This window comes from Mesorhizobium sp. M7A.F.Ca.CA.002.05.1.1 (assembly GCF_003998335.1).
Classification (GTDB): Bacteria; Pseudomonadota; Alphaproteobacteria; order Rhizobiales; family Rhizobiaceae; genus Mesorhizobium.
Map to the genome: position 1 here is coordinate 1 of NZ_RZQI01000097.1, position 11,305 is coordinate 11,305.

Annotated in this window: 16 protein-coding genes; 6 read left to right on the plus strand and 10 right to left on the minus strand. The window is 61.2% G+C overall.

What is annotated here, in order from left to right:
• Positions 1-174: 174 nt before the first annotated feature.
• Genes EN939_RS07635 through EN939_RS07645 form a run of 3 tightly spaced genes read right to left on the minus strand, consistent with a single transcriptional unit; the run spans position 175 to position 4,099 of the window.
• Positions 175-2,454: a xanthine dehydrogenase family protein molybdopterin-binding subunit gene (locus EN939_RS07635; RefSeq protein ID WP_127267535.1), complete on the minus strand. Its 2,280-nt coding sequence runs from the start codon at positions 2,452-2,454 to the stop codon at positions 175-177.
• A 3-nt stretch (positions 2,455-2,457) separates the two neighbouring features.
• Positions 2,458-3,480 (minus strand): FAD binding domain-containing protein, encoded by a 1,023-nt coding sequence (locus tag EN939_RS07640; protein WP_127267536.1) that lies wholly within the window; start codon positions 3,478-3,480, stop codon positions 2,458-2,460.
• Position 3,481: 1 nt separating this feature from the next.
• Positions 3,482-4,099 carry a (2Fe-2S)-binding protein gene (locus tag EN939_RS07645; RefSeq protein ID WP_127267537.1) on the minus strand — a complete coding sequence of 206 codons (618 nt, stop codon included), beginning with the start codon at positions 4,097-4,099 and terminating at the stop codon, positions 3,482-3,484.
• A gap of 165 nt (positions 4,100-4,264) precedes the next feature.
• Here EN939_RS07645 and EN939_RS07650 point away from each other — a divergent pair, with 165 nt between their 5' ends.
• The 3 genes from EN939_RS07650 (at position 4,265) to EN939_RS07660 (ending at position 5,403) form a co-directional block, all read left to right on the plus strand.
• The gene (locus tag EN939_RS07650) at positions 4,265-4,435 is read left to right on the plus strand and encodes a hypothetical protein (protein ID WP_127267538.1); all 171 of its coding nucleotides are present in this window, start codon (positions 4,265-4,267) and stop codon (positions 4,433-4,435) included.
• A 170-nt stretch (positions 4,436-4,605) separates the two neighbouring features.
• Positions 4,606-4,923, plus strand: a complete 318-nt coding sequence (locus EN939_RS07655; protein ID WP_127267539.1) for a plasmid stabilization protein — start codon at positions 4,606-4,608, stop codon at positions 4,921-4,923.
• A 36-nt stretch (positions 4,924-4,959) separates the two neighbouring features.
• Positions 4,960-5,403, plus strand: a complete 444-nt coding sequence (locus tag EN939_RS07660) for a PPC domain-containing DNA-binding protein (RefSeq protein WP_127267540.1) — start codon at positions 4,960-4,962, stop codon at positions 5,401-5,403.
• Positions 5,404-5,425: 22 nt separating this feature from the next.
• Here the strand turns inward: EN939_RS07660 and EN939_RS07665 are convergent, their stop codons facing one another.
• Both EN939_RS07665 and EN939_RS07670 read right to left on the minus strand, forming a co-directional pair.
• Positions 5,426-6,700 carry a DUF763 domain-containing protein gene (locus EN939_RS07665; RefSeq protein ID WP_127267541.1) on the minus strand — a complete coding sequence of 425 codons (1,275 nt, stop codon included), beginning with the start codon at positions 6,698-6,700 and terminating at the stop codon, positions 5,426-5,428.
• Positions 6,701-6,800: 100 nt separating this feature from the next.
• Positions 6,801-7,409, minus strand: a complete 609-nt coding sequence (locus EN939_RS07670; RefSeq protein WP_127267549.1) for a cysteine hydrolase family protein — start codon at positions 7,407-7,409, stop codon at positions 6,801-6,803.
• 201 nt (positions 7,410-7,610) lie between these two features.
• Here EN939_RS07670 and EN939_RS40030 point away from each other — a divergent pair, with 201 nt between their 5' ends.
• Positions 7,611-8,006, plus strand: coding sequence for a GFA family protein (locus EN939_RS40030; RefSeq protein ID WP_127267542.1), 396 nt, complete (start codon positions 7,611-7,613; stop codon positions 8,004-8,006).
• Between the two features lie 24 nt (positions 8,007-8,030).
• Positions 8,031-8,462, plus strand: a complete 432-nt coding sequence (locus EN939_RS07680; RefSeq protein ID WP_127267543.1) for an HD domain-containing protein — start codon at positions 8,031-8,033, stop codon at positions 8,460-8,462.
• Between the two features lie 29 nt (positions 8,463-8,491).
• On the opposite strand, the gene EN939_RS07685 is transcribed toward EN939_RS07680, so the two are convergent.
• From EN939_RS07685 to EN939_RS07700, 4 genes are all read right to left on the minus strand, one after another.
• A complete protein-coding gene (locus EN939_RS07685; protein WP_127267544.1) occupies positions 8,492-8,902 on the minus strand; it encodes a DUF427 domain-containing protein in 411 nt (136 codons plus the stop codon).
• 124 nt (positions 8,903-9,026) lie between these two features.
• Positions 9,027-9,923 carry an alpha/beta fold hydrolase gene (locus EN939_RS07690; protein WP_127267545.1) on the minus strand — a complete coding sequence of 299 codons (897 nt, stop codon included), beginning with the start codon at positions 9,921-9,923 and terminating at the stop codon, positions 9,027-9,029.
• On the minus strand, positions 9,920-10,105 hold the full coding sequence (locus EN939_RS07695; protein ID WP_127267546.1) for a hypothetical protein: 186 nt from the start codon (positions 10,103-10,105) through the stop codon (positions 9,920-9,922). The genes EN939_RS07690 and EN939_RS07695 overlap by 4 nt, the downstream gene beginning before the upstream one ends.
• 89 nt (positions 10,106-10,194) lie before the next feature.
• The gene (locus EN939_RS07700; protein WP_236383395.1) at positions 10,195-10,404 is read right to left on the minus strand and encodes a DUF2934 domain-containing protein; all 210 of its coding nucleotides are present in this window, start codon (positions 10,402-10,404) and stop codon (positions 10,195-10,197) included.
• 228 nt (positions 10,405-10,632) lie between these two features.
• On the opposite strand from EN939_RS07700, the gene EN939_RS07705 reads away from it, so the two are divergent.
• Positions 10,633-10,950 (plus strand): hypothetical protein, encoded by a 318-nt coding sequence (locus tag EN939_RS07705; protein WP_245473060.1) that lies wholly within the window; start codon positions 10,633-10,635, stop codon positions 10,948-10,950.
• A 10-nt stretch (positions 10,951-10,960) separates the two neighbouring features.
• Here the strand turns inward: EN939_RS07705 and EN939_RS07710 are convergent, their stop codons facing one another.
• Positions 10,961-11,197 carry a DUF6894 family protein gene (locus tag EN939_RS07710; protein ID WP_127267548.1) on the minus strand — a complete coding sequence of 79 codons (237 nt, stop codon included), beginning with the start codon at positions 11,195-11,197 and terminating at the stop codon, positions 10,961-10,963.
• Positions 11,198-11,305 lie beyond the last annotated feature (108 nt).

Below are 11,305 nucleotides of genomic sequence, written 5' to 3' on the forward strand. Positions count from 1 at the left end.
GCTGTACGCCGCCGTTACACGGCTCCGGCCACAGCCCCGGAGTGACACTCGAGAGCCAAGGCGATTAAGCTATCGCTGCATGCGAAAACTTTTTCAGTCGGACAACGCCGCCACCGCGACAATTTCGATGACGATGTCGGCTTGTGAAGCCCCTCCTCTCAGAGCTCTTGACCCTCAGCCTATCAAATCATCTATTCTGATCGGCAGATCGCGAATGCGCTTGCCGGTGGCATGATAGACGGCACTCGCCACGGCGGCAGCCGTTCCGACATTGCCGAGTTCGCCCAAGCCCTTGACGCCGGCAGGATTGACCTGGTGGTCGACTTCGGGGACTAGGATAACGTCGACCTGTTTGATGTCGGCGTTGACCGGCACGAGATAGTCCTGCAGGTCGCGATTGACGTAGCGCGCGTGTCGCTGATCGATTTCCGTGGCCTCGTGCAACGCCTGGCCGATGCCCCAGATCATGCCACCCATCAACTGGCTGCGCGCGGTGCGCGTGTTCATGATGCGCCCGGCAGCGAAGGCTCCGACAATGCGTGGCACCCGGATTTCGCGTGTATAGCTGTTGATGCGCACTTCGACGAACTCGGCGCCAAAGGCATATTTGACCGAATCTTCGTCGTTCTCTCCACCATGAAACTCCGATTGTCCGGCATAGAGTTTGCTGAGGGCTTCAGGCGAAGAACCCTTCGGCGCAAACTCGGCATATTCTTCGATGGCGCCGACCTGCATGGCCTTGAACACATCGGCCAGCTTGGCGGACTTGCCGGTCTCGGCAACGACCTCTTCGTCCTTCAAATCCAGCTTCGCATTGGCCGAACCTGCCAGCGGAGCCCCCTTGCCCGCAGCGGCGGCAAACAGTTTTTCGCGTATCGCGTCGCAGGCTTTCATGACTGCGGAGCAGACGCTGGCGGTCGAGATCGATCCGCCTGACACCGGAGCCGGCGGCAAGGCACTGTCGCCCATCTCGACGCTGATCTTGTCCATGCCAACCCCCAGCCTTTCGGCCGCCATCTGGCCGGCGATGGTGCGAACGCCGGTGCCGATTTCATGCGAGCCGCACTGGACCCGAACCTCGCCATCGGCGGTGAGACGAACCCGGGCCGCGCAAGGCGCGGCGGCTGTCGGATAGATTGCCGTCGCACAGCCCATCCCGACCAGCCAATCGCCGTCGCGCATCGAGCCGACCGTGGGATCGCGTTTCGACCAGCCAAAGGCCTCGGACGCCTGGTCATAGCACTTGATGAGTGAGCGGCTGGAAAATGGCTTGCCTCCGATCGGCTCCTTCTCCGGTTCATTGATGCGACGAAACTCGACAGGATCCATGCCGAGGGCCACGGCCATTTCGTCCATGGCGTTTTCCAGCGCGTAGACATAAGGCGTCTCCGGCGGCGATCGCATGTAGCCAGGAGTGTTGCGGTCGGCATGAACCAGCGAAACATGCGTCAGAACGGAGCCGTAATTGTACATGCGCGCGGTGGCTGACGTGCCGCCGACGACATAAGGGTCAGGGCGTGACGTCACCTCCCAGGCCTCATGTCCGAACGCCGTGATGCGGCCGTCCTTGCCGGCGCCCATGCGGATCCGATGCCGCGTTTCGGCTCGATAGGTCTGCGTACCGAAGGCTTGCATGCGATTGACGACGCAGCGAACCGGCCGGCCGATGCGCCGCGCCGCGACGGCAACGATCGCAGTGCGTGCCGTCATCGGCCCCTTGGAGCCGAAGGCGCCGCCGATATAGGGACTGACGATCCGCACATTGGCCGGATCGAGCTTCAATTGGCGTGCCAGTTCCACCTTCCAGCCCGTAACATTCTGGCTGGGCTCGTGGATCGTCAACTGGTCGCCCTGCCATATGGCTGTGGTCGAAAACAGCTCGATCGGATTATGATGCTGGGTCGGCGTCGAATACTTTTCGTCGATCTTCACCGTCGCATCCGCCCAGGCGGCGTCGAAGTCACCGGCCTTCGCATCCTCCTTGAACATCGGGCTTTTGCCGGCAGCCGGTTCCATCTTCACGCCCTTGGAATCAAAGCTGGCGCTGGGCCGTTCGTCCTCGTAGTCGGCGCGGATCAACATCGCTGCCTCCTCCGCCGCCTCGAAGCTTTCGGCGACCACCAGAGCGATGATCTGACCATCGTGAAAAACCGTCTTGTCGTGCAAAGGCCCAATCGAACTTGCGCCGGTGTTGCCGAATTTCGGCATGTCGGTCTTGTCCAGATCGCCATAAGTGACGATGTCCAGCACACCGGGTACGGCCCTGGCGTCTTTCGTGTGAAGTTCGGAAACCTTGCCCCGCGCAATGCTGCTGGTGGCAAGGGCACCGTGGGCGACGTTGGCGGTGACGATGTCGGCGGGATAGCCGGCCTGTCCGGTAACTTTTAGCCGGGCGTCAATGCGAACAACGGGATCGCCCTGGTTTTCCCTTGGAGCGGGTGCAGCTTGGTTCATGGCTCAGCCCTTCATATCCCGGGTTTCGAGCAGCGCCCGCACCAGCGTGCGCTTGCCGAGCGGTATCTTGAATGCGTTATGCTCGCGCGGTCTGGCATCGGCGAAAGCAGCCTCTGCGGCCTCCTGCGCCGTGGCTTCGTCAAGCACTTTGCCCTGTAGCGTGTCCTCTGCTTCGCGCGCACGCCACGGCACCGTCGCCAGTCCGCCGAGCGCAATGCGCGCACTCCTTACCGTCTCGCCATCCATGTCGAGCGCGACAGCCGCGGACGCCAGCGCAAACGCGTAGGATTCGCGATCGCGTATCTTCAGATAGCGCGACCGGCTGGCCCACCGTGCGAGCGGCACTTCGATGGCGGTAATAAGCTCGTCGGCGGCCAGATCCGTCTCGATGTCGGGCGTCTCGCCCGGCCGTCTATGCAGCTTGGCAAAAATGAGCGTGCGCCTTCCCCGCGAACCTTCGACATCGACGGTGGCGTCCAGCGCAACCAGCGCCTGCGCGAAATCACCATGATACGTGGCAATGCAGGCATCGCTCGTACCCAGCACGGCATGCTGGCGATTGGACCCTTCCATCGCAGCGCAGCCGGAGCCCGGTTCGCGCTTGTTGCACGGCCAAGATATCTCTCGAAAATACTCGCAGCGCGTACGTTGCAGCACATTGCCGCCCAGGCTCGCCATGTTGCGAAGCTGACCGCTGGCAGCGAATTTCAGGCTGTCGGCGAGGACCGGGCAACGGCGCCTGACATCATTGTTGTCGGCTGCTTCACCCATACGGACCAGCGCACCAAACCGGATCTTATCATCGTCTATCCTGATCTGCCGCAAGGCCGGCTCGGCAAGAGAGTTGAGGTCGAGCAGTCGCTCCGGCCGCGCGACACCGAGCTTCATGTAGTCGGCCAGATTGGTGCCGCCGGCGATGAACTGCGTGTCGGCACCGGTTGGCGGAACATGCACGGTATCGGGACGGGACGCCATGGCGATTGCCGCGGAGACGCTGGTTGGTCTTTCATATACGAATGGGTGCATCCTAAGCCCTCCTGGTCTCGTCGCGTGCCTGGACGATCGCGGCAACGATGTTGGGATAGGCCGCGCAGCGACATAGATTGCCGCTCATATATTCGCGAATATCGTCTTCCGACCCAGCATGGCCTTCGTTGATGCAACCGATGGCGGACATGATCTGACCCGGTGTGCAATAGCCGCATTGAAAGGCATCGTGGTCGACGAAGGCCTGCTGGACCGGATGCAATTCCCCTTCCGCCGAAGCCAGGCCTTCCACCGTTGTGATCTCTCGGCCCTGGTTCATGACGGCAAAGCTCAGGCAGGACAGTACCCGCTTTCCGTCGATCAGCACCGTGCAGGCACCACACTGACCGTGATCGCAACCTTTCTTGGTGCCGGTCAGGCCGACATGGTCGCGCAGCGCGTCAAGCAGGCTGGTTCGATTGTCGAGCGCGAGGTTGTAGGTCTGCTTGTTGATACGCATCGAAACCGCCGACAAATCGCGCGGTTCGGCCGGTTTTGCGGACGCGGGCTGGGCAGCTCTCGTCGGGGAATTTACAAGCGGCATCACCGCCGCCGCCGAAACAGAGGCCGTCATGAACATGCGTCTGCTCAGGCCACTGGAAGTCTTGGCATCGGACATGGCTGGCTCCGGGCTGGCTGGGTCTCAAGCGGCCCAAACCACTCGCGGAGGGCAAAGTTCCCTCCTCACGAGCCTGTGATCCTTTTTTCTGTCGGCGGGATCGACGCAATCGGAACCTCCCCGGTCAAGCGATGGTTGTGTGCCAACAGCGGGAAGGAGGCGATCATGAGCGATGGTCGGCATGGCAAGGACCGTGACAATGGACCCGTATTCTCTGCGGATCAGGCGAGACAAGGCGATATCATCCTGCGAACGCGCACGCGTCGGGTCGTCTTCATAGCCGGCTTGGTCGGCGTCGTGATCCTGGCCCTCGTCGTGAGGTTGGCAATCGGCTGAACCAATCCCCCTCGCCTTGCTGCTGCACTCTCCCCGGCCCGAAAGGCGCTAGCTTGCGCGGCGCGGCGGTGTTTGGCCATGCATCGCGATGCGCCATTGGCTACGCGACTTCTGTTGGAACCAGCGCGTCGAGTCGACGTTCAGCCCTTATTCAACAGGAGGAACAGGCCGTGCCACGAGGCGAGAAATCGAAATACACTGACAAGCAGGAGCGCAAAGCCGACCACATTGCCGAAGGCTATGAGAAGCGCGGGGTTTCCGACAAGGAGGCAGAGCGGCGCGCATGGGCTACCGTCAACAAGGACGATGGCGGCGGCAAGAAGGAAGGCGGTTCCGGCCGCGGCAAACACACGGGCCATCCAGCGGCGCACAAAGGCGGCAAAAGCGGCGGCAAGGCATCGGCATCACGGTCTGCCGCAAGCCGATCGGAATCGGCAAAGAAAGCTGCGGCGACCCGCAAGCGCAATGCGGAACACCGCGCACATTGATATGAGGCCGGCACTGAATGCGGCGGGAGCACAGGGATGAAATCGCAGCTCGTCAATGAGATCGGCGGACAACGAACATTCGTCGTGGTGCTCGACCCAGGCGAAGAAGCGTTCGCGGCACTGACCGCCTTCGCGGTCGACCAGGAGATCGGCAGCGCGTCCTTGACCGCCATAGGGGCTTTCGAGAAAGCCACGGTGGGCTGGTTCGATCCGGCCTCGAAGACCTACCGCAAGATCCCTGTCGACGAACAGTGCGAGGTTCTGAGCGCGATCGGCGATGTCGCACTGGGTGACGACGATAAGCCCAGCCTGCACGTCCATGCGGTCCTTGGATCGAGTGACGGCACCACTCGGGGTGGACATCTGCTTGACGGCATCGTTCGGCCAACGCTCGAAATCACCCTGGTGGAAGCACCCGGTCATCTACGTCGCAGCAAGCGTCCGGAGCTCGGTGTCGCACTCATCGATCTTGACGATTGATCTCCAGCCCCTCCACCCGTGCTCACGCTTTCTCGTTCCGCTCAGTTGATGCTGTGTCCGGCGGCGCTTCCCAGCCAAACACGCTGCGCCCGCCAAGCAGATGCGACTGGTCGAATTCTCCCGCGACAATTTCCTTCAGGCTGGGGCCGGTCACGTATCGTTCGACTTGCCGCGACTGATCGTCGAGCCGCCTCAAGGCACCGATTTCTTCATCGCGACCGAGCTTTGCCTTCTGCACGGCCGACTTCAGAACCCCGATCGTCTCGTCATAGACCTTCAGCGGTACCGGAAATGGATGCCTGTCCTTGCCGCCATGCGCCAGCGAGAAGCGGCCGGGATCGGAAAACCGGCAAGGCGCGCCATGCACCACCTCGGCAACGAGGGCCAGCGCGCGCACCGTACGCGCGCCGACGCCGGGGACCAGAAGGAGCTCGGCGAAATCGGTGGGACCGCGGTTCGCGGCGGCTGCGATATTGCCGTGAAGACGATGCATGACGACATCGCTTTCGCGAACATCATGGTGGGCCGGCATGACCAAATGCGGCAGCAGCGGCTGCTCCGGTTCTTGCCGGCGCGTCGGCTCCGCGCAACGCTCCAATGCTGCAAGCTCGCCCAGGATGCGATCGGGTCCGAGGTCTTGCAAAAGGTTCAGTTGCCCTTGGCGCGACGCGTCGGCGCGCCTGTCGGTCAGGTTGACGATCTCACCTTGATGGACGCCCTCGATGGCGGCATGCGGCTGCTCGACAAAACTCTTGAGGCCCTCGGAGAGCCAATGGTAGCGGCGCGCCACCTTGCTGTCACCGTTCATGCCTTGCTGCACCACGACCCAGCGACCGTCATCGGTGACGATGAAACCATGCAGGTAAAGATCGAAACCGTCCTGGACCGCGGCGCTGTCGACTTTGGCGACAAGCCGGCTGACGGTGGCAAGGCCCGCCCCGTCGAAGCCGACGCGTTGGCCGATGGCCTCCAGCTCATGCGGGGTTTTGCGCGAATGCGCGCCGCGACCACCGCAGACATGAATGCCGAGCTCGCCGGAGAGCGGCGTGAGGCCACGCTTCAAAGCGCCCACGACGCTGGTCGTGATCCCCGACGAGTGCCAATCCATGCCCATGACAGCACCAAAGGACTGGAACCAGAATGGATGCGCCAGCCGCCGCAGCAGCTCGTCTCGACCATAGTGATGAATGATCGCCTCGCACATCACAGCGCCAAGACGCGTCATGCGGTCGCCGAGCCATTTCGGCACGCGCCCGCCATGGAGTGGAAGGTCAGCACTTCCCGATCGTTGCGTCACGTCTGCTACCTGTTCTGGTGTCCGTCATTCTCTTAACAGATAGGCAGCCCAACCGCGCAAGGAAGCATGGACACTTCCACCCGGGCCGGGTTAGCGGACGTCAAGTCCAGTTCGAGAGAACCGTTTCCATCTCAACCGTCTCGACCTGCTGCGCGAAACGTTGGTGGTAAACGGTCAGCAGTGCATCATGGGTTGCGTCAGAAGAACTGCACAGCGCGTCCGTGACGAGAACCACGCGATAGCCGAAATCGATGGCCCCGAGCACGGTGGCGAGAACGCAAACATCTGTTTCGCCACCGGTAATGACCAGCGTATCGATGCCGCGCTCCACCAGAAGGGCTCTGAGGCGCCCTTCGAACCAGGGCGAATAGATGTGCTTGTCGATGATCGCCGCTGGCGGGCAGTAGCCGGCTAAAGACGGCAACAGTTCGGTCATTTCGGGCCCGATCGTCTCGATCGTCAGGGAAGCCCAGCGCTCATAATAGCGCTTCCATGTGCCGACGCCCTGCCCCGGCTTTTCGGCTGGCAGGAAGCGTGTAAAGACCGTCTGTGGCGCGCGTCTTTCGACCAGCCTCTCGATCTGCGGGAGAACCCGGGTGATCCAGGGCGTTGCCCATTGAGACGGCTCGGCAAACAGCCGCTGCATATCCACGCAGACATGCATGCATCGATCGCCGAGAGGTCCGTATGCCAGCCCCGGCATCGACATCAGCGCTTCTCCGACCGACGATGCATTTCCCTGTTTCCTCACTTTGTCGGCAAAGACACGCAACGCCGCGCGCAAGCACTGGTTCCTGAAATAGCCACAGGAACCGACGCAAATGGCTGGCGTTTCCGCTGAGATGAATGGAGGTGCTCGCATGAGACCGCGCGAGAGGCGTTGGAGCCGCAAGTCAGCCGGGGCGCCAAAATGGAACTAAGCGGAGGATGTCTCTGCGGCACGATCCGCTTCCGCGTTGGAAGCGAACCGAGAGTGCATTATTGCCATTGTGATATGTGCCGGCGAACGACCGGCAGTGCCTTCGCAGTTGTGGCCTGGGTGCCTTCCCAAAGCGTGACCTGGACCAATGCGACGCCGGCCTATCGCAGATCTTCACCGATTGCCCGGAGGGGCTTCTGCTCCGCCTGCGGATCGCCGCTCAGCCTTGCCTATGACGCATCGCCCGGAGAGATCGCGTTGCATGTCGGAACGTTCGACGATCCGGCTCGCCTGGAGCCGCGCTACAATTATGGATCGAGGCAGCGACTTGGCTGGGTTTGCTGCGGAATAGACCTGCCGCACCACGATACCGAGGAGCGATGGTGAAACCATGTCTGAAGGGCAAGCCAGATGAGCATGTTTTACCGGGCGGCCAAGATTGCCGAAGAGGTCCACGCAGCACAGCGCGACAAGACCGGGCGACCGTATATCGAGCACTGCCGCCGGGTCGTCGACGCGGTCGAAACCACGGACCAGAAGGTCGTCGCCTATCTCCATGACGTCGTGGAAAAGGGCGAAGGCTGGAACCGGACCAGGTTGGACGAGGCCGGTTTTGGCCCGACGATCGCTTCGGCCGTCGACGCCATGTCGCGCAGGGATGGCGAGGACTACTTCGCGTTCGTGCGACGAGCGGCATCGAATCCATTGGCGCTGCCGGTGAAGCGCGCGGATCTGGCGGACAATATCTGGCAAGCCCGACAGGTCGGGGCATCGACTGTCAAATATGAGGAGGCACTACGCATCCTTGATGACGAGTTTCCGCGCCGTCAGCACCAGCCTTGAATCAACTCGCCCCGCTGCGAACGGGCAATCTACTCCGGGACGTGGGGCGTGTGCCGTCTGTCCTCCGCGGGCTCAGCATCGATGCGCGCCTTTTCCGGATCGAATGCACCATGACGTGCAATGGGCCGCGCCGCGGTTTCAGGCGTCTCGTATGCCCACATGAAATCGTCAGCCGAGCTGCCCACCGCATGGACGCGCCAGTAGCTCGCGGTGCCTTTCGAAGGGGAGCGGCTGGTGGTGTTCGTCTTTTCGAAAAGGTCGAAATAGATGTCTTCGAAAGGGATGTAGAACACGGGCTCATGTCCTTCTTCCTGAAGCACTTTCGCCCGTTCCGTAGCAGCGACTATGGCGTCGGAAAATCGTACCGTCACCGTGCCGACAAACGGTACTATGGCCAGCTGGCCAGCATGGTGTGCTGAGATTGCGTCTGAAGCTTGCATTCAAATTCTCCCTGGCTGCCGATTGATTGCGAGGCCGCATTTCGGTTCGTCATGCATGGAGACGAAATGCGCGGCGATGCGTCAGGTTCCGGCCTCTACTATGAGGTCGGATGACGACCCCACTTCAGCGTTTGCCATGGCTGTCGAGAAACGCAGCCAACAATCGCGAAACCTGATCAGAAGCCTCACGCGTCGGGAAGTGTCCGATGCCATCCAGCACCACCCGCCTGTAGAACGCGGTGAAATGCTCTTCGAGCCCCTCTGAGGACTGGGCAAACACAACGCGGTCGGCGCCACCATGAAGCGTCAGGATCGGCACCGTGATGATCTTGACCGCTGCTTGCCGGCGGGCGAGTTCGGCATAGCGGGGATCGGGCTCGGCCTCTTCCCATCGGACCCGATAGGAATGCAACGTCACATCCGCCCAGTCAGGATTTTCGAACGAACTCGCGACACCATCGAAAATAGCGTCGTCGAACCAGCCTGATGGACCCCAGCTGTCCCACTGGTATCTGGCGAATTCCTTGCCGTTGTTTCGTACGAACTCGGCGCCCCGTGCCGTCGCCATGAACCATTGATACCAAAATGCTTTCGCTTGTCCGGGCGCCGGCGTTGCTGGTTTGCCTGGTTGCCAGCCGAGCGACAGCGCAGCACAGCACTTGATGCGGTCCGGGAAAACCGACGCGAGCAGATAGGATATCCGGGCGCCCCAATCGTGTCCGACGACTGCAAAGCGGCTGAGGCCAAGCGCATCGGCAAAATCCAGCACATCCTGCGCCATCGCGGCAATCTCGCCCGAGCGCATGATTTCTTTTGACAGGAACGATGTCGGCCCGAAGCCCCGCAACCAAGGCGAAAACGTCCGGAAGCCAGCTTCATGAAGGACCGGCGAAATCCGAGCGTATGTCGTCGCGTCGTCGGGCCAGCCATGCAGCAGGATAACCGGGGCGCCGTCCTGCGGTCCACCATCGAGATAGGCGACGCGCAGCAGAGGTGTGTCGCAATGTGAGACGGAGTTCATTGGCTCTGAGGCGCAATAGCTGGCTTATCATCACCAGTCGCGGACTCTGGCCTGGCGGCCTGGTCAACCTGTGGGTTCTTGTTGATGGGGCCGGTGTTGGCTTTCATCGGCTCGATATTGTTGTCGCAGGCGCCGAGCGTAAGGCCAGCGGCCAGGATCAGGAGTGAAAAGAACCTCTTCATCGAAACCTCCTCTGGTTGCTGTCCGGCAAACGAGGTTCCACCAATTTGGTTGCCTGATCGTCCTCTCAAGACGCCACGGCATCTGACGATCAACGCTTCAAGCTATTGGAATCGGCTGCAACTGTCGGATCAGGCAAAACCGGGCCACGTTCAGTCTCCGAACCCTCAGCCTCGATCTCCTGCACGGCCTGGTCCCAGTGCTCCTGCTCGCGGCCAGCCGGCCGGCCCTCTTGTTCCCAGATTTCATGGGCTCGCCGTTTGATCTTTTCTTCCCTGCTGTCCATGGCCAGATCCTCCAATTCGTCAGTCTCAATTCCGGGCCATATTTTTTGTTCCTCCTCTGTCGGGAACAGCCGCTGCCGGAGCCGCGATTTCGGGGAAGGCGCTTGTGGATTGCGTGGGACGAAACCGCTTGGTAATTTTCGTACTGATATTTTTTCGTGACACACCGATGCCCGCAGCTTTATGAATCTGGCTATCGGCCAGCGCCGAGCACGTCCCTCTCCGATCCCACTGCCCGGCGCTCAATGCCTGATCGCCCGCCGCACCGATATGGCGGGCTGTTGCTTCGATTGGAGGTGACGCCCATGCGGGAATTGCCGAAAGACATCGACGCTGATGTGGTCATCGAAATCAGCAAGCTGCTGGACGACAGCCCGCTTTTCGTCCCGGTACGGGTTCATGAACTTGCGGCCAGGGTGAGGCAGAGGGTGAAGACCGGTCTGCCGGATCTTTCGATCGAAGAACTGATCGTGGAGATGGCCTCCGTACGTCAGCTGGCCATGGCCTTCGATCTGCCTGGATCGGAGAATGTCGTGCAAATCCCGGTGCGGTATAGCCGCTAGCACTGCGGCATCACACGCTCCATCCGGAGGTCAGGACAAGCGATGCCTCAAACATCTGCGCACCGACCTCATCGCGTACTTTGACGGTTACCTTGACGAAATCGCAGTCGGGCATTTCGTCTTGGGCAACATCCTGCAAAATACGAATTGCTTCCGCTCTGGCTTGTTCCCGGGATTCGAACAGCTGCCCGTTATCATCGGGTATCGCGCCGTCACCGTTTTGAAGATCGAAATAATACCGCTTCATTTTCGGGCCACGCTGGAAACATCTGGCGGGTCAATGATTTCGGTTCATTGGTGGTTCCTGCACGCTCGGCGGCCGTGCTGGTGAAGACGTGGTCGTTCAACGCACCGC